Origin of the sequence: Streptomyces katrae (genome assembly GCF_000966975.1) — a bacterium.
GTDB classification, from domain to species: domain Bacteria; phylum Actinomycetota; class Actinomycetes; order Streptomycetales; family Streptomycetaceae; genus Streptomyces; species Streptomyces katrae.
Genome location: NZ_JZWV01000027.1, coordinates 1 through 17,036, shown reverse-complemented (window position 1 = coordinate 17,036; position 17,036 = coordinate 1). Strand labels below are relative to the sequence as shown.

At 70.6% G+C, this 17,036-nt stretch carries 18 protein-coding genes and 1 pseudogene; 10 read left to right on the top strand and 9 right to left on the bottom strand.

The window, feature by feature from the left end:
• Positions 1-141: 141 nt before the first annotated feature.
• Both VR44_RS02035 and VR44_RS02030 read right to left on the bottom strand, forming a co-directional pair.
• Entirely contained in the window at positions 142-1,122 is a 981-nt protein-coding gene (locus VR44_RS02035; protein WP_045945591.1) for a DUF1648 domain-containing protein, read from the bottom strand.
• Positions 1,119-1,466, bottom strand: a complete 348-nt coding sequence (locus tag VR44_RS02030) for a GntR family transcriptional regulator (RefSeq protein ID WP_045945590.1) — start codon at positions 1,464-1,466, stop codon at positions 1,119-1,121. Before VR44_RS02030 ends, VR44_RS02035 begins: the two co-directional genes overlap by 4 nt.
• A 587-nt stretch (positions 1,467-2,053) precedes the next feature.
• Between VR44_RS02030 and VR44_RS02025 the strand changes: the two genes are divergently transcribed.
• Positions 2,054-3,049 carry a helix-turn-helix transcriptional regulator gene (locus VR44_RS02025; RefSeq protein WP_045945589.1) on the top strand — a complete coding sequence of 332 codons (996 nt, stop codon included), beginning with the start codon at positions 2,054-2,056 and terminating at the stop codon, positions 3,047-3,049.
• Positions 3,050-3,073: 24 nt separating this feature from the next.
• Here the strand turns inward: VR44_RS02025 and VR44_RS44750 are convergent, their stop codons facing one another.
• From VR44_RS44750 to VR44_RS02015, 3 genes are all read right to left on the bottom strand, one after another.
• Entirely contained in the window at positions 3,074-3,226 is a 153-nt protein-coding gene (locus tag VR44_RS44750; protein WP_157880203.1) for a hypothetical protein, read from the bottom strand.
• Between the two features lie 125 nt (positions 3,227-3,351).
• Positions 3,352-3,714 carry a hypothetical protein gene (locus VR44_RS02020; protein ID WP_045945588.1) on the bottom strand — a complete coding sequence of 121 codons (363 nt, stop codon included), beginning with the start codon at positions 3,712-3,714 and terminating at the stop codon, positions 3,352-3,354.
• 98 nt (positions 3,715-3,812) lie between these two features.
• Positions 3,813-4,379: a YbhB/YbcL family Raf kinase inhibitor-like protein gene (locus VR44_RS02015; RefSeq protein WP_045945587.1), complete on the bottom strand. Its 567-nt coding sequence runs from the start codon at positions 4,377-4,379 to the stop codon at positions 3,813-3,815.
• A 379-nt stretch (positions 4,380-4,758) separates the two neighbouring features.
• On the opposite strand from VR44_RS02015, the gene leuC reads away from it, so the two are divergent.
• The 7 genes from leuC (at position 4,759) to VR44_RS01980 (ending at position 11,565) form a co-directional block, all read left to right on the top strand.
• Positions 4,759-6,156, top strand: a complete 1,398-nt coding sequence (gene leuC / locus VR44_RS02010) for a 3-isopropylmalate dehydratase large subunit (RefSeq protein ID WP_045945586.1) — start codon at positions 4,759-4,761, stop codon at positions 6,154-6,156.
• Positions 6,157-6,216: 60 nt separating this feature from the next.
• Positions 6,217-6,858 (top strand): 3-isopropylmalate dehydratase small subunit, encoded by a 642-nt coding sequence (gene leuD / locus VR44_RS02005; protein ID WP_045945585.1) that lies wholly within the window; start codon positions 6,217-6,219, stop codon positions 6,856-6,858.
• Complete coding sequence (locus VR44_RS02000) at positions 6,855-7,499, top strand: L-threonylcarbamoyladenylate synthase (protein ID WP_045945584.1); 645 nt, start codon at positions 6,855-6,857, stop codon at positions 7,497-7,499. The genes leuD and VR44_RS02000 overlap by 4 nt, the downstream gene beginning before the upstream one ends.
• Positions 7,496-8,749 (top strand): hypothetical protein, encoded by a 1,254-nt coding sequence (locus VR44_RS01995; protein WP_045945583.1) that lies wholly within the window; start codon positions 7,496-7,498, stop codon positions 8,747-8,749. The genes VR44_RS02000 and VR44_RS01995 overlap by 4 nt, the downstream gene beginning before the upstream one ends.
• Before the next feature lie 70 nt (positions 8,750-8,819).
• On the top strand, positions 8,820-9,338 hold the full coding sequence (locus VR44_RS01990) for a YbhB/YbcL family Raf kinase inhibitor-like protein (protein ID WP_045945592.1): 519 nt from the start codon (positions 8,820-8,822) through the stop codon (positions 9,336-9,338).
• Positions 9,339-9,451: 113 nt separating this feature from the next.
• On the top strand, positions 9,452-10,234 hold the full coding sequence (locus tag VR44_RS01985) for an L-threonylcarbamoyladenylate synthase (protein ID WP_045945582.1): 783 nt from the start codon (positions 9,452-9,454) through the stop codon (positions 10,232-10,234).
• Between the two features lie 125 nt (positions 10,235-10,359).
• The gene (locus VR44_RS01980; protein ID WP_094191373.1) at positions 10,360-11,565 is read left to right on the top strand and encodes an IS701 family transposase; all 1,206 of its coding nucleotides are present in this window, start codon (positions 10,360-10,362) and stop codon (positions 11,563-11,565) included.
• Between the two features lie 119 nt (positions 11,566-11,684).
• Here VR44_RS01980 and VR44_RS01975 read toward each other — a convergent pair whose 3' ends face one another.
• The 4 genes from VR44_RS01975 to VR44_RS01960 all read right to left on the bottom strand — a co-directional run bounded on the left by VR44_RS01975 (position 11,685) and on the right by VR44_RS01960 (position 15,428).
• Complete coding sequence (locus tag VR44_RS01975) at positions 11,685-12,692, bottom strand: TauD/TfdA family dioxygenase (RefSeq protein ID WP_045945580.1); 1,008 nt, start codon at positions 12,690-12,692, stop codon at positions 11,685-11,687.
• A gap of 318 nt (positions 12,693-13,010) precedes the next feature.
• A complete protein-coding gene (locus tag VR44_RS01970) occupies positions 13,011-13,862 on the bottom strand; it encodes an MAB_1171c family putative transporter (protein ID WP_245691584.1) in 852 nt (283 codons plus the stop codon).
• A gap of 285 nt (positions 13,863-14,147) precedes the next feature.
• On the bottom strand, positions 14,148-14,840 hold the full coding sequence (locus VR44_RS01965; protein WP_045945579.1) for a hypothetical protein: 693 nt from the start codon (positions 14,838-14,840) through the stop codon (positions 14,148-14,150).
• 78 nt (positions 14,841-14,918) lie between these two features.
• The gene (locus tag VR44_RS01960; RefSeq protein WP_045945578.1) at positions 14,919-15,428 is read right to left on the bottom strand and encodes a helix-turn-helix domain-containing protein; all 510 of its coding nucleotides are present in this window, start codon (positions 15,426-15,428) and stop codon (positions 14,919-14,921) included.
• Positions 15,429-15,761: 333 nt separating this feature from the next.
• Here VR44_RS01960 and VR44_RS01955 point away from each other — a divergent pair, with 333 nt between their 5' ends.
• Entirely contained in the window at positions 15,762-16,556 is a 795-nt protein-coding gene (locus VR44_RS01955) for an AfsR/SARP family transcriptional regulator (protein ID WP_045945577.1), read from the top strand.
• Positions 16,557-16,632: 76 nt separating this feature from the next.
• Positions 16,633-17,036: pseudogene (locus tag VR44_RS01950) on the top strand (crotonyl-CoA carboxylase/reductase); the annotation flags it as partial.

Genomic DNA, 17,036 nt, shown 5'->3' with positions numbered 1-17,036 from the left:
AGCGGACGTCGCTGGTGAGGACGCTGGCGTAGGCGTCGTTGATCTGGGCGGCGCCGGAACCGGGGGAACGGCGCGGCAGGACGGGGCGGTTTCCACAGGCTGTGGGCTGTCTGATGACCCGGTCACGGCGCTCGCCCGTGCTCATGTGCTCGATCGCTGCTGGGCACAGAGGGCGTTGAGGAGGGCGGCGCCGCGTTCGGCGTCGTCGACGCTCACGGCGAACTCGGAGCCCTTGCGGGGGTGTATGACCAGGCATTCGCCCGCCCGGAGCATGACGGTCGTGCCCCGTCCGCCGAGCCGGTACCCCCAGCCGCCGACCTGCGCCGGGGTGCGGGTCTCCGCGCGTGCCGAGACGATGTCCCCGGGAGCCCAGCGGCGGGCCGGCCGGCCCAGGGGTCCGAAGGACACCTCCAGTCCGGCCTCCGTCACGCGCGCCCGCACCGAGGAGCAGGCGAGCACCGCGAGCGAGGCGACGGCGAACGGGACGATCAGCTCCCACCGCGGGCCGGTCAGGCCGGCCGCGGCCGCGACGGCGGCGGCCGCGGCCGGCAGTCCCATGAGTGCCGCGGTGAGGTGGAGCCAGGGGTTCGACGTGCGGGAGAGCCAGACCCGGCGCTGTCCCGGCGGGATCTCCATGACGTCACCGGCAGCGGGCCGGACCGGCGCGGCGGCGGGTACCGCCCGGCGGCCCGCCAGCCAGCCCAGCACCGCCGCCGCCACCGTGGCGGCGGCCGTGATCGCGACTGCCACGCCGACCGGGCCCGCGTGCCGCCAGTCGGCCCGGTCCAGGTTGGCCCGCACGATCGAGGCCTGCGCGCCGGTCAGGAGGACTCCTCCGGAGAGCAGCGAAGCGCCCACCCACGCCCCCGAGGCGTCACCGGCGCGCCGGCCGGCGAAGGTGACCGAGAGTGCCAGAACGGCCCAGATCAGCGCGGGGAACGAGGCGGCCGCCCACAAGGGCATCGAGTCGTCCGGGGAGCCGCCGTCGCCCCAGTGCGTGGCGAGCCGCTCCGGCAGCCGGCCGCTCGCGGCGACGGGAAGCGCGGCCAGGACGGCCGTTACGCCGGCCACCCATGTCGCCGCCCCCCACCGGGCGCCGTTCCGCTTCGTACGGTCGGTCACGAAAGCCCCCTGATCATCTCGATGAGATCGTTCCTGCTGTATCCGAGGTGTGCCGCGTCCGCCGCCAACTGCCGTGCGCGCTCCAGCAACCGGGACCGCTGGTCCGCGGCCTCGGTGACGGTGACCCCGCGGCCGCGCCGGAACTCCAGCACTCCCTCGTCGCGCAGGGCGCGCAGGCCGCGCAGGACGGTGTTCGCGTTCACGCCCAGCGCCCGGGACAGCTCCCGGGCCGGGGGCAGCCGGTCCCCCGGCGCGCACTCGCCCTCGGCGATGGCACGCCGGATCGCTCCCGCCACCTGTTCGTGGAGGGGGCGGCTGTCCGTGGTGTCCAGTCTCAGCAGCATGGTGCCAATGACGCTAGCACCATTCGTCTCATGGGGGATCGAATTACGGCCGGGGCCAGCGGTGTTGAGCCAGCTCGTGTAGATTGACAATCTGTTGAATCGGCGGGGGCTGAGGTGCGGTCGGGGTCGGCGCGTGTGGTGCGCCGCCCTGTGCCGGGGACGTTCAGCAGGATCGGTGCGAGGGGATGGGCGTGTGAGTGCCTTCGACGGGGATCACCACACGGTGGCCTGCATCTTCTAGCGCCGTTCTCGGGGGCAGTGCCCCCCACGGGTGAGCCGGCCGGCCAATCGTCGGCCCGCCTCCCGTTTTCCACGCGCCGGTCCCGCGATCACCTCGCTCGGGGCCGCGCGTTCGCCGCCGTCCGTCTTCCTGAGAGCCGCAGGTGTCCCGCGGCCCACCCGCAGCGGTCGTTCCGGCCGGCGAAGCCGTAGCATCCCACGGCCCTGCGCTCCAGCCCGGCGGGCATCCCGCCGCGCGTCGCGCAGAACGGGAACAGGACCCGACGGCAGGGGTGGCCCCCGACCGGATCGCGATCACGCCGGCTGCCCCCGGCACAGGGCGGGGGCGTCAGGAGATGGGGGAGTCGATGCTGGAGTCTCTTGGTCTGGACATGGACGCGCTCGCCGTGTACCGGGCGATGTTCGAGTACCCGCAGGCCGAAGTGAAGCAGCTCACCGAGCGGCTGGGCTGGCCGGAGGAGCGGGTCCGCACCGCCATGGACGCATTGGCCCGGCTCTCGCTGCTGAGACCGTCCTCCGACGTGCGGGGAGCGGCCCGCGCGGTCAGTCCGGAGGTCGCCTTCGCGGCGATCATCGAAGCCCGCGAGGCGGAGCTCTTCGAACGCCAGCGGGAACTGCAGGCCAGCCGCATCGCCGTGGCGCGCATGGTCCAGGACTACGGAGAGCTGCGCACCTCGCAGCGGAGCGGCGGAACGGAGCAGCTGATCGGGCTCGACGAGGTCCGGGCCAAGATCGAGTCCCTCACCCGGTCGGCCCGGCACGAGCTCGTCAGTCTCGTCCCCAGCGGTTCCATCAGCCCGGAAGGGATCAAGGCCAGCCGGCCGGTCAACCAGGAACTCCTGGGGCGCGGTGTCCGGATGCGGACCGTCTACCTGGACAGCATGCAGAACAACACCGCCACCTCCGCCCACATCCGGTGGCTCGCGGACCTCGGCTGCGAGGTGCGCACCCGCCCGGCGCTGCCGATCCGGATGATGATCGTCGACCGCGAGCTGGCGCTCGTGCCGCTGGACCCCGAGGAGGTCAACAGCGGCGCGATGCTCCTGCGGGGCAGCGGAGCGACCGCCGCCCTGTACGCACTCTTCGAATACATCTGGGACATCGCCACCCCCTGGGGGGAGAGGCCGGAGAGGACGGACGACGGTCTGACCGGCCAGGAGCGCGAGGTCCTGCGGCTGCTGGGTGAAGGACACACGGACGAAGTGGTGGCCCGCAAACTGGGCGTCTCGGTCCGCACCTGCCGGCGGATCACCGCCGAACTGTCCACCCGCCTCGGCGCCGTCAGCCGTTTTCAGGCCGGACTCCGCGCGGCTCAGGAAGGCTGGCTGGCCGGCCGCTCCTGAATTGTTCGCATCAGCCCGGTCGCATCAGCCCCAGGTCGCGTCGTCGGCGATCGCGACGGGCGGCGCGGCCACGGCGGAATTCGCGGACTGGGAATCCTGGCCGGCCCAGGCGGCGGAGCCGAGGGTGAGGCCGAGGGCGACGAAGAGGAGACCGGCGGTACGGCGAATGGTGTTCATGAGAGCAATTCCCCCTGTGTGGTGACGTGAATTCTCTGACGTGCTCGCATTTGGCTTGTGGAAGTTCCGGCGCCGTGCCGGTCTTCCCCCGTGACACCAAGCATCTGTGACGGGGAGTTCGCGTGTCAGCACTCCGCGCTGTCAGGCTCCTGCCCTGGCAAGGCCTTGCCATCCGGGCCGGCTCCGCTCAGCAGGGCGGGCCCGGCGAGCGCGGCGACCAGGTCGGCGCCGCTGCGGACCAGCACCCAGCCGCGCAGTTCCGCGCGGCTGGTCAGCAGCGCGGTGTGGAGGCGCAGCGCGGACCCCTCCGCCGCGGCGAGGCTGGTGGCGAGCAGGAAGAGCGTGACGTCGGCGCCGGCCGGGTCCGTCTGCACGTACACGTGCTGGAGGCCGTCGGCCGTATCGGCCGCCTCCAGCAGCAGTTCCCGCAGCCTGGTGCGGGAGAGCGGTTCCACCCCGGCGGTGAGCCGGGTGTTCACCAGGTACATCCGCTGCCCTGTCTGGTCGGGTCCCGGGGTGCCGGGAGTGGTTTCCCATGGGCGGTCGGCCGTGGCGGCGGGGGCGCCGCTGCCGTGGGCCGGACGGTTCAGGCGGGCGACGGGTCGAGGGCGTAGTGGCCGGTGAACGACGCCTCGCCCAGGACGTGGCGGTCGATCGCCTCCAGGACGTCGGCGGCGGAGAAGGTGCCGTCCAGGGGGAAGCGCTCCAGGTCCGTCGCGTAGAGGAGGAACACGCAGCGGTGCACCAGCCCGTCGTCCCCCGGCGGGCACGGGCCGTCGGTCCCGGAGCGGCCGCCGGCCGGCTCCGGGTCCCCGGCGAAGAAGCCCCGGTGGTCCCCCTCGCCCAGCGCGCCCTCGGCGATCTCGCCGATCCGGGGATCGATGTCGACGAGCACCCAGTGGGGGAACTCCTGGGGCGGCAGGTCGGCCGGGACGGCCCGTCCTGACCGGTGCGGCTCGTCGAACCCGGTCGGTATGCCCACGTCGACGGCGACCAGTACGAGCGAGCGGGTCCCCTCGGGCACGTCCGACCAGGCCACGTGCGGGTTGCGGTTCACCGGCGGAGCGTCGTGGCCGGCCCGGCCGGCCCGGCGGTGGGGCACGCGCCCGGGAAGCCGGCCCTGGTCGTCGAACGTGCTGCTGAACACTTTCATGCGTAATTCCTCGTCTTTCTTTCCAGGCGTGAACTCCACGGGCGGAGCAGGAATTTCGGACGCCGCCGTCGAGTCTGCTGCGGAGCGCCCCCGGAAACCAGCGGAGACGGCGGCAGCCTCCTGCCCCGGCAGCATTCGGACGTTCCGCGGTGGCATGGGGTTGCCAACGCAGGCTGATGCCAATGGATTCGGTTGCCGGTGCTCGCCGGCCCGGGTCAGAGTTGTCGTCAGCAGGCATCGCTGCCGCACGGCTATCTACAGCTTGGGAATTCGCCTGTTGTTACATGTCTCAGCCTTTGAAAGGCAGCCGAGTTGCGCATGTGTCATTGCTACTGTCTCAAAATGTAATCACGCAGTCCACCATATGAAATGAGGTGCCGTGGCCAGGAACACCCTGCTGGAGCGGGTCTGGGCGGAGCACACCATCGACGGGACCGGCGGTGAGCTCGTCTACGTCGACATGCACCTGCTGCACGAACTGACCTCCCCTCAGGCCTTCGAAGGGCTCCGGGAGGCGGGCCGGAAGGTGCGCCGCCCTGACCTGACCGTCGCCACCGCCGACCACGACGTCCCGACGCGGAGCCGGCAGGTCCCGCTCAGCGACTCCATCGGCCGCCGCCAGCTGGGGCTCCAGATCCGCAACAGCAGGGAGTTCGGGGTGGAGCTCCACCCCATGAACAGCCTCGGACAGGGCATCGTGCACGTCATCGGCCCGCAGATGGGCCTCACCCTGCCCGGCATGCTGATCGTCTGCGGGGACAGCCACACCGCCACCCACGGCGCGTTCGGCGCGGTCGCCTTCGGCATCGGCACCAGCCAGGTCGAGCACGTGCTGGCCACCCAGACGCTGCGCATCGCCAAGCCGAAGAGCATGCGCGTCCTCGTCGAGGGAACGCCCTCGGCCGAGGCCACCGCCAAGGACATCGCCCTGGCGGTGATCCGCGCCATCGGCACCGACGGCGGCACCGGCCATCTCATCGAGTTCCAGGGCGACGTCATCGACCGCATGAGCATGGAAGGCCGGATGACGCTGTGCAACATGGCCATCGAGGCCGGTGCCCGCAGCGGGATGATCGCCCCCGACGAGACGACCTTCGCCTACCTGGAGGGGCGTGAGCGGGCCCCCCGGGGCGAGGACTGGGAGCGGGCCAAGGAGGCCTGGGCCGCGTACCGCAGCGCCCCGGACGCCGAGTTCGACCGGGAGGTCGTGGTCGACGTGGACGGGCTGCGCGCGATGGTCACCTGGGGGATCAACCCCGGCCAGGCTGTCCCGGTCGACGGACGGGTCCCGGACCCCGAGACCATGGCCGATCCGGTGTCCCGCGAGGCAGGCCGCCGCGCCCTCGACTACATGGGGCTCCGGGCGGGGCAGAGCCTGGCCGACATCCCGATCCGTACCGTCTTCATCGGCTCCTGCACCAACGGGCGCATGGACGACCTGCGGGCGGCGGCCAAGGTCGTCGAGGGGCACAAGGTCGCCGCCGAGGTGACGGCCCTCGTCGTGCCCGGCTCGGAACGGATCAAGCGCCAGGCGGAGGCCGAGGGCCTGGACCGCGTCTTCACGGAAGCCGGTTTCGAGTGGCGCAATCCGGGCTGCTCGATGTGCATCGCCGTCAACGGCGACCGGGTGCCCGCCGGCACCCACTCCGCCTCCACCTCGAACCGGAACTTCGAGGGACGGCAGGGGCCCGGAGCCCGTACCCACCTGGTGTCCCCCGAGACGGCCGCGGCGACCGCCCTGCTCGGGCGTCTGGCCGGCAGCGCGGAGATTTCCTGAGGTCCCGCGCCCGAACGGCCGCCCCTGCGGGTGGATCCCTTTTCTGACTAAGGATCAAGAATGCTCAAAGTAGAGGTAATTCATGGCCGGGGGGTCCCGCTGGACGCCTCCGACGTGGACACGGACCAGATCATCCCGGCCGTGTGGATGAAGCGGGTCGAACGGACCGGCTTCCAGGACGGCCTGTTCCAGAAGTGGCGCCGTGACCCGGAGTTCGTCCTGAACCGCCCCGAGCGCGCGGGCGCCACCGTCCTGGTCTCCGGCCCCAACTTCGGCTGCGGCTCCTCGCGGGAGCACGCGCCCTGGGCGCTGCGGGACTTCGGCTTCAAGGCGGTGATCGCACCGAGCTTCGCCGACATCTTCCGCAACAACCTGCCCAACGTGGGCCTGGTGCCCGTCACCCTCGACGCCGCCGCCACCCGGAAGGTCATGGACGCGGTCACGGCGGACGCCACGGCCGAGGTGACCGTCGACCTGCTGCGGGCCACGGTCACCTGCGAGGCCGCGGGCGTGGTCGCGGAGCCCTTCTTCCTCGACGAGGGGGCGCGCTACCGGCTCACCCGCGGACTGGACCTCATCGACCTCGCCGCCGAGGCCGAGGAGGCCATCGGTCGCCACGAGGCGTCCCGGCCCTTCTGGATGCCGCGTACCAACGGACAGGTCGAGGACGTCTTCGAGGACTCGGGGGTGGAGGTCGCATGAGCGCGGAGATCATCGACGAGGCCGACGGCGACGGGATCCGCCGGGCCGCCGACGCCCTGCGGGCGGGGGCGGTGGTGGCCGCCCAGACCGACACCAACTACGGCATCTTCTGCAACCCGTTCCTGGAGCGGTCCTGCGAGCGCCTGTACGACATGAAGCGCCGCGACGGCAGCAAGCCGCTGACCCTGTTCGTCTCCAGTCCCTCGGACTGGGTGCGCTGGGCCCGCCGGCCGGAGGGGGTGGACGTCGAGGCACTGGTGGAGCGCTTCTGGCCGGGGCCGCTGAACCTCGTCATGCGCAAGCGGGAGCTCGTACCGGACTGGGTCACCTCCGGCAAGGACACCGTGTCCGTCGTCCACAACGTCAGCCGGACGCTGAACCAGCTGTCGCTCTACAGCGGGCTGGCCATCGCCGCCACCTCGGCGAACATCAGCGGCACCATGGACGAGGGCCTGGTCACGTTCGACATCGCCTACGAGCACATAGGCGAGCACTGCGACCTCATCGTCCGCGCGGCCGCCCCCTCGAAGTTCACCCGCAGCAGCACCATCGTCAGCCTGCTGGACACGCCCGCCATCGTCCGCCAGGGAGATCTGGCGGCCGCGGAGCTCGCCCCGTACCTGCCGGGTCTGGAGCGATGAACGACGAGAAGGAGCGGGCCCGGTACGCCGCGCGGGTGCAGGCCTACCGCATCGTCTCCCGCGCCTACTTCCACCTGCCGGTCGTCGTCGTCTTCCTCACCCAGCAGGGTTTCGGCCCACTGGCCACGGCGGCCCTGCTCGCCCTCTACGGGGTCACCGCGGCCCTGGGGGACCACGTCGTGGCCCCCCTCCGGCGGCGGCTGTCGCTGGCGGGCTGCCTGGTGGCGGGGGAGGCCGTCAAACTCGCGGGCCTGCTGGTCCTGCTGGCGCCGGTCTCCACCGGGATCGCGGTCGTCTCCCAGCTGCTCGCCGGTCTGGGCTTCTGCCTGACGGCCGGGACGGACGCGGCCCTCGCCTCGACCCTGCTCTCCGGCGAGCGCTTCCGCACCCGGGAGGCACGGACCCAGGCGGGCATGTTCCTCATCTCCTTCGCCGCGGGCGTCCTCGGAGCGGTGGCCTACGCCCAGTACGACCGGGCCCCCTTCCTGCTGTCGGCGCTGGGCTGCGCCGTCGCCGCCCTCTCCGTCCTGCCGGGCGGCCGGGGCGGACTGCGCGCGAAGGCGGCGGAGCCGGGCGCCGGCGCCGTGGCGGCGACCGGGCCGGGCCGCGTGCCGCCCTGGCAGGTACGGCTCTGGGCCTCGTACTACTCCGTGTCCCGCGCCGTGCTGCTGACCGCCTACACCTTCCTGCTGCCGCTGCTGCTGTTCTTCGGGGAACGGCTCTCCGTGACCATGTTCGGCGCGGTGCTGGGCCTGTACACCCTGTGCGGGCTGCTGTCCGTAAGGCTGTCCCTGGCCTGGCAGCGCCGGTACTCGGCGACCACCCTCTTCTGGCTCAGCAGCGGGGCCATGGTGCTCGGCCTGCTCCTCCTCGTCCCCGGCGGCCTGCTCGCCACCGCCGGCGGCACCGCCCTGCTGGGCCTGGCGGGCGGCACCGTCCGGCCCACCACGATGGGCTTCCTCGGCCCGGCCATGGCCGGGCTGTCCGACGCGGAGCGCCAGCGGGTGACCCGCGGCCTGGAGCGGCGCCAGGGCATCGTCCAGGCGGTCCTGCTGATCGGCGCGGGCCTGTGGCTCGGCTCCGGCGGCAGCGCCGCCGAGGCCGTGGCGGGCTGCGCCGTGCTGGTGGTGGCCGGCCAGGCCGTCGCGGCCCGGCTGGTGGCGCGACGGCCGCAGGAGACCGGCCCGGACGGCGGGCCGGAAGGCCGGGCCCCCGCCGCGTCCGGCACCCCGCCCGTGTCCGTGCGATGACACCCGCGACGACCGCACCTCACCCGTCCCCGCCCCCACCCCTGTCCCCGTTACGAAGGAGCACACCGTGCTGACCCGTCCGACCCCGCCCAACCCCTATGACTTCCTCCCGGAGCTGCCCGAGCTGAAGGTCGTCTCCGACGACGTCCGGGACGGCGACCGGCTGTCCGAGGCCCAGCTGGCCTCGGGCGGGAACCTCAGCCCCGCCCTCAGCTGGGAGCCGGGCCCGGAGGGAACCGCTTCCTACGCGGTGACCTGCTTCGACCCGGACGCTCCCACCCCGGGTGGCGTCTGGCACTGGATCCTGGCCGACATCCCCCCGCACGTGCACGGCCTGCCGGCCGGCGGGGAGCCCGGAACCGGGCGGGAGCTGCTCAACGACCTCGGCTCCCTCGGCTTCGTGGGCGCCGCGCCGCCGGCGGGGGACCGCGAGCACCGGTACATCTTCGCCGTCCACGCCCTGGGCGTGGACGGGCTCCCGGTCGACCAGCAGACCCCGGCCGCCCTCGTCGGCTTCCACCTGACGGTGAACTCCCTGGCCCGGGGCGCGATCACCGGCCTCGCCCGGACCGCCGGGCAGGGCGAGTAGCCGAGCGGCCCCCGGCCGCTGCCCGGCGGCCGCCACCGCGCCATCCACATCCCCGTGCGTCCGTACGGATTCCACGAGTTCCACGAGTTCCACAAGAGCGGAGCGACATTCCGATGCCGAGCAACACCCCACGGGGCCCCTGGCGGGGCGAACCCGTACCCGAGGCCCTCGAAGCCCTGTCCGCGCCGGGCGGCCTGGTCGTCTGCGCGACCAAGGTCGGATACATCCTGATGACCACGGACGGCCGTGGTCTGGAGCGGAAGTTCGACGCCAAGCGGCGCAACCGCAACAAGCCCGGTGTCGTGCTGTGCGCCGATCTGGACCAGCTCAAGGAGCTGGCCGAGCTGAACGAGGAGGTCCTGGCCTTCTACGAGCGGCACTGGGAGCAGGACGTGCTGCTCGGCTGCATCCTGCCGTGGCGCCAGGAGGCCCTGGCGCTGCTCCCCGACGAGACCACCCGCGAGCTGGCCACGGACACCCGCGGCACCAGCTGCTTCGTGATCCGTTTCGGGCGGCCCGCCGAGCAGCTGGTCGAGCGGATGTGGGCCGAGCGCCGGCTCGTCTTCGCCAGTTCCGCCAACCCCTCGGGGGTCGGCAACAGGGGGCGGGTCGAGAACATCGGCACGCGCATCGAGGAGGAGGCGGACTTCATCGTCTGCGCCGACGACTACGTGGCCTCCGTCCAGCCCGACAAGGACGAGGACACCCGCCACGAACAGGGCGTCATGGTGTCGATGGTCGACGCCGAGGGGGTGCTCGTACCCGTGCAGAAGGGGGAGCGCTCCGTTTCCCCGGCACCGGTGCTCATCCGGCGTGGTCTCGACTACCCGGTGATCATGGAGAACCTGTCGGAGATCTACCCCTCCTGGGACTACCGCCACGGCGAGTACTACTGAGGGAAACCGTCCCCGGGGGCCCGGCCCGCACCCGGCCGGGCCCCCGGGGGCGTGCGAAGTTATCAGTGTCATCAGTGTTATCGGTCAGAGCTGAGATCGACTCTTGGGGGGAGTTGAAATCCGCAATGAATACACAGGCAGCATGGCTCGCACCGTCGTACGTCACACCGGAGCAGAGGGCCGCGGAAGAGTGGGGGGAGCGTTGTGACGACCTCCTGGAAAAGGTCGGACAGCAGTTCTTCTCGCGGTCGGACCTCAGGAATCACGCCCAGGAATACATCCGCTCCCTGCTCGTGGGAACCATAAGGGCCGAAAGCATCCTGCCGGCCGCGGCGGAAAGCGGAGCGTTCTGGCTGCAGCAGCATCTGCTCGGCCGGTCGGTATGGGATGCCGACAGTCTGCGCGACTTCACCATGCGCTACGTCGTGGAAGGGCTCGCCGACGACAGCGGAACCGGTGTCCTCGTCCTCGACGAGACCGCCTTCAAGAAGAAGGGCTACGCCTCGGCCGGGGTCGCCCGGCAGTATGCGGAGGCGTTCGGCGGCGCCGTCTCCTGCCAGGTGGGGGTGATGGCGTCCTGGTCCACCCGGACCGGCACCGCCCTGGTCGACCGGGAGCTGTACCTGCCGCCCAACTGGGACAACGAACCGATCCGGCGCAGCGCCGCGCACATTCCCGACAAGGCCCGCCACGTCTCCAAGGCCGAGCTCGCACGGCGCATCGTCCACCGCTTCCGGACCCGGGCCCCCGGTGGCGCCGCGGCGGGGATGTGGGTCGTGGCCGATACGCAGCTGGGCTGTGACCGGGCCTTCCGCGCCCACCTGGAGGAGCAGGGCGTCCCCCACGTGGTGGGAGTACCTCCGGACCACCCCGTGCTGCCCCATCCGGGCTGGCGCCGGGTGTCCCGGCTGGTGCAGCGGTACGCCGAGGAGCGCGAGTGGGACCGGCTGGCCGTCGGCCCCGACACGAGGGACGCCGGCTCCTGGGAGTGGTGGGTGCGCCGCATCCCGTCGGAGCCGGTGCAGACGGCCGGACAGGCGGCCGCGAGGCCGGGCGGCATGGCGCGCTGGCTCCTCGCCTGCCGCCGGGCGGGGGACCCGCAGCCGCGGCGCTACTTCATCGCCCGCGGCCCGGCGAACGTCTCCCTCTACGAGCTGGCGCAGGCGGTCGCGGCCTGGCGGCACGGCCGTGACGCCCTCGCGGGGGCCACCGAGCGCTGCGGCCTGGGGGCGTACCGTGTCCGCTCCTGGCACGGCTGGTACCGGCACATCACCCTCGCCCAGCTCGCGGCGGGCTTCCTGGCCGTGCAGGCCGGGGGCGAGAGGTGCTGACGGGGCGGCGTCCGGACACGACGGCGGCGACGCCCGGCGTTCCTGCCGCCGGGCGTCGCCGCCGCCATGTCCGTGGCCTCCGCCCGGGATGCCTACGGGCATCCCGCGGGCGGGCGGGCTCAGTCGAGTACGCGTCCGCGCACCCCGTCGAGCCAGATGTCGCCGTGGACGTCGGCGGCGGCGTCGTCGCGGAAGGCGTACGTCTTCAGGAGCCAGCGCAGCCGCGTGGTCTCGAAGTGCTGGATGTCCACCATCTGCCGGCTGTGCAGGCCGTCCTGGTTGGCGATCACGAGCAGGTCGCCCTCCTGGATGCGGTGGTACTGCTCACGGCTCTTGGCCAGCGCGTCACGGAACTGCCGCAGTGCCTCGTAGTGCGCCGCCGAGGAGGGGTCCGCGGGCATGGTGCGGGTGTCGTAGTAGCGGAAGCTGTGCTCGTTCTCCAGGAGCGTGTGCAGGTCGGAGACCTGCTGCTTCCGGTTGGAGGCGCGGGAGAGCTCGTCGTAGGGGGTGACGAACGCCTTCTCCCGCAGCAGCTCCTGGTTCTCGGGGGAGATGAACTTCAGCAGTTCACGACCGTCCACGTACTTGGTGTAGACGAGGTCGTCCGTGGGGCAGCGCATGCCGAGGAGGGCGAGGTAGTCGGCGCGGACCGGGTGCGCCGTACGGTCGTTGTGCCAGTAGAGCTCCCAGTCCGTCTTCTGCGTCTGGGTGCCGCTGTAGCGGTTGTCGGCGTACACGTCGTGGAAGAAGTCGCCATTGTTGCGCGTGGCGTAGGAGAGAAGCGGGGTCGCGGTGAGCTGGGCGAGGAGTTCGAGTACTCCCTCCCCCACGAAGGTCTGCTTCTGCAGGTACTTGTCGTCCACCGGGTTCGCCTGGTCGAAGACCGGCCGGTCGACGTCGAGCGGGCAGTTGGACACCACGTGCGCGTAGGTCACCTTGTCGTCGCGCTGCTGCTTGATCCGGCGGCAGGCGTCGACGAAGCCGGCGGGTACCCGTTCGTCGGCGATGAGGTTCCCGATCGCGTCGCGGAACTTCTCGTAATCCGTGTACGGGTTCGCCCCGAGGAATGTCAGAGAATCCGAAAGGCTGGCGCGGTCGGTTTCCGAGAAGGTGTAAATCGCTTTCATGGGGCAGGTGGTCCTCTGAGATCTGGGGGCATGCTGCACCGGGATTCCCGGTGCAGCACATTGGCATTGATCGTCGATCCGGAGCGCTGTGGAGACGGGTTGTGCCCGAATCTCTGGCCGAATGGCTCCGGCGACTGCGTACCGCCCTCTTGAGGCTTGATCAACTTATCCGAATACCGGCTCCGGGAGGCGGATCCCGGAAGACGGCGATCTCCACCTGCGGAATTTTCTTTTCCTGTAAAAAAAGGCCGCCGACGTCCAGGACAGGAGTCGACGGCTGTTGCTGTACTTCTCCGCCCGAGCGGAGAAGGGGGTGTGTCAGTGGGCCGGGGCCATGCCGGACCCGGCCGGGGCACGGACCGCGGGCGACTGGTAAGCCTCACTGATGGCACGGAGCCTGTCGACCTCGACGTCGAAGTCGAAATCCGCAGGGAGCCGCGGACTCGGCTGCGCGTTTTCGGCCGGTGCCGGTGAGCTGCCGGCGAGCTTGGCGGCAACGGCCTCGTGCAGCCAGATGGCCTCGGCCAGGGCTGAGCTGCGTTCGGGGGTGAGTTCATACCGTCCGGCAGCGGCGTCGGCTCGTTCGCGAAGGTCCGCCGGGGCATAGTCCGCCAGCACCAGAGTGGCGTCGCGGATCTCGATCACCGCTCGGTGCAGCCGGACCCGCGGGCAGGGGCGCAGGGACCGGATGTCCAGCACCACGTGGGGAACGGCCCTGGTGAGCACCGCCCACAGCGGACGGATGTCCCGAAGTGACCGCCAGTCACGCAGCACCCGCCACCGGACGCCGATGGCGGGTATGGAACTTCCCAGGATGATCAGCGCGATGGAGGTGCACTGGAGGACGTCGGCGACATGGTTGGCCCGCGCGTCCTCGACGGTGATGTGCAGCAGGCCGACCAGCATCAGGAGGGTGCGGAAGAGGCTGTACAGCACGCCGAAGGCGCTGCCCGTGCCGAGTGTCCGCAGGCCCGAGCGCAGCCATGGGGCGCCCGCGTGTCTGCTGCTTCCCCAGAACAGCCGAGTGGCCACCGTCATGGCCAGCCCGAGGGACCCGAAGCAGACGACGTAGTAGGCGGTGCCCGGGACGGACCCCATGTTCGTCTCGAAGAAGTTGTCGGACTCCTCCGGCCGGGGGGTGAGCACGAACAGGACGGTCAGCGCCGTCATGGTGATCGCGCATGCCGGAGTCGGGCTGGGCGATGACGGTGACGAATTCGAGGATCGCGGCGGAAGCGACGATGCCGAACAGGTTCTTGCCCAGGGTGGCCAGGTTGTGGACGCCGGTCAAGGCGTCGGTCGCGTGCATGACTTCCGGCACCCCGAGGGTCATCGCCACCGCGATCGATGCGAAGGCGACCCACAGCGCACGCTGCCTGGGCGTGCGGATGGCGCCGGGGAGGCGCCAGGCCGCCACGGCCCACAGCAGGATCAGGATGATGCTCTTGGCCGCTGTCATGTCCAGCTCCCCGGGCGGCCGAGGGCGTCGTTGAGGCGGGCGAGGACGTCCGAGGCGTCACTCGTGGTCGAGATGGCCTCGTTGCGGCTGGCGCGTTCGAGGATGAGGGTTGCCAGGGTCTCCGCCTCCTCCTCCTGCCGGTCCTCGAACTTGGTGCGGCCCAGAAGGTGCAGGATGCGGTCGGTGGACAGCCCCAGTTCGATGTCGCTGGACGTGGGTCTGGCGGCGGCCACTTTGATCCGGGCGGCCTCGGCGCGCATGGCCTTGGCTATGGACGGATCGGGATCCAGCCGCTTTTCGGAGTCGCCGGTACGCGCCAGGAACCGGCGGAAGTGCTCCGAGACGGTGACGGGTTCGTCATCGGCGTCGCCGCTGACGTGGAGCTGGGGCGAGACGTGGCCGAGCAGCATGTGGGCGATCTCGTGCAGGACGATCTGGATCTTGAGGATGTCCGCGGCCCCGGCCTCGTAGAACACCAGGTCGGCCGTGTCGAGGCCCACCCAGATCCCGCACGGCAGGTCGGTGTCGGCGGGGCCGTCGAGGGGAAGTACGAGGAGTGGACGTTTGCGTTGTGCGGAGATGTTCGCGCAGAAGTCGTCCAGGTTGAACGGTTGGGGGATGGTCAGCTCGTCCACGACGTCCGCGACGTCCGTGCGTATGTGTCCGCGCCCGCGACTCCGCCACCTCATCCTTGGCTCCCCCGCACATTCTCGACACGGGCATGGTCGCAGCCCGGTCGGACAGTCTCGCCGATGCGTGCCCGCGGCCTATTCCCGACGGCGCCTCGAGGGCGGGGGCTTGACGTCGGCCAGCCCCTCGGCCTGACGGAACCCCTCGACGATGCTCTTGATCCCGCGGATCGACCGGGCCGACAAGCCGCCGAGCCGGAACGCCACGGCGCGGACCTCGTTGTCCTGCAGGACATCGGCCAGTTCGTCGGCGGCTTCGGCCGCTGCGGCGCTCTCCTTGATCTCCCGGATCCGGTCCTCAACGGCTTCTGAGACGTCATCATCCAGAAAGTAGGCCGTAGGCACGCCGAAAAAGTCGGCCAACGCGCGGAGCGAGTCGACGCTGGGGTTGGTGACCTTGCCGGTGCGGATCGCTTGGACGGTGCCGTGGGAGACCGTGGGGTCTCCTTCACCGGCACGCTCCCTGATCAGCTCGGCGATCTCGTGGTACGTGAAGGGCCCGCGTCCCGCGGGATGGATCGCGCCGATCAGGTAGTCCAGTCTCTGAGCAATCGTGCGCCGACTGCTCGCCGATCCGCTGCCCCTCATGTGTCAGCCTCCCTCCGCCCCCGTGCGATCGCGGACGCGTGTCCGTCCGCGCCTCATTGTCTCTTGCACTAGATACGCTCGCAAGCGACCTCAGTTCTCCATCAAGTTCACTTGACAGGCTGGAGTGGTCGCTGAGTACATTCGCTCGCATCTAGTCAACTAGCGACATGGCAAACCGTGTCTCGTTGACGAGATCTCGTTGCAGCGCGTAGCCGCGCGCCCACAGGGCGCGTCCATACGGTGAGGTGCGGCACTGGAGGGCTGAGGGCGAGGACTTCGGGCTTCTACGCGCCGTTTTCCATCGGCTCACAAGGCTGACTTTCTGGGGGACACATGCAGTTTCAGATACTCGGACCATTGGAGATTGAAACGCGGGACGGGCAGCGTGTAAGCCCTCGAGCGCTCAAACTCCGCTCACTCCTGGCCTACCTGTGCATGCACAGCACACGGCCCGTCTCGATGGACCGCCTCATCGAAGCCCTCTGGTCCGGGACGCCTCCACAGAGCGCCACCACGGCGTTGCACGTATACGTCTCGCAGCTGCGGAAGTACCTGTCGAGCGTGGGAGTCGATCCGAAGCTGATCGTCACGCAGCCGCCCGGGTACCGGCTGGACCTGTGCAGTCAGACCCTCGACCTCCGCCGGTTCGAGTCCCTGCTCTGCCACTTCCGCAGCCTGCACGCGCAGGACCGGCTGGAGGAGGCGGCGGAGGCCATCAACGCGGCCCTGGCGCTGTGGCGCGGACCGGCCCTCGAAGATCTACGCGCGGTGCCCTTCTTCCACAACCTGTGCCGGCAGCTGAACGAGAAGCGCGCCTTCGCCTACGAGCAGAAGTTCGAGATCGAACTCAAACTCGGGCGGCACAACTCGCTGATCGGTGAGCTCTACTCGCTCATCGACGAGCAGCCGACCCGCGAGAACCTCTACTGGCACCTGATGATCGCCCTTTACCGCAGCGGCCGCATCGCGGAATCGCTCGCGGAGTACGGCCGGATCCGGAAGATCCTCGTTCAGGACCTGGGAGTCGAGCCCGGGCTGAAGCTGCAGAAGCTGCACCGGGCCATCCTCGCGCGGGAGGCGTGGCTGGACGACTCGTGGGAGGACGTGAGGTCCGCATACGCCTGCTGACCCGGTCACCGCATTCACCCAGGCGCCGCGGCCACGGCCGCGCGAAGTCACAGAACAGACTCAAAGGGATCCGAACGTGAAAGACATCCTGGAAGCCATCCTCTCCGATGGCGCCGCAGCCTCCGGTTTCGCCGCCCTCGCTGTTCCGGAGAGCTACCGAGCCTGCGTCCTGCGGAAGGAGGACGTGGGAATGTTCGAGGGCATGGCCACCGCGGACAAGGATCCCCGCAAGTCGCTGCACCTCCAAGAGGTGCCGACTCCGCAGCCCGGTCCTGGCGAGGCGCTGGTGGCGGTGATGGCCAGTTCGGTCAATTACAACTCCGTCTGGTCGGCCATCTTCGAACCCCTCCCGACGTTCAACTTCCTTGAGCGGTACGGGATGACCTCGCCGCTGGGCAAGCGGCACGACCTGCCGTACCACGTCATCGGCTCGGACCTCGCGGGCGTCGTCCTGCGCACCGGACCCGGGGTCAACGCCTG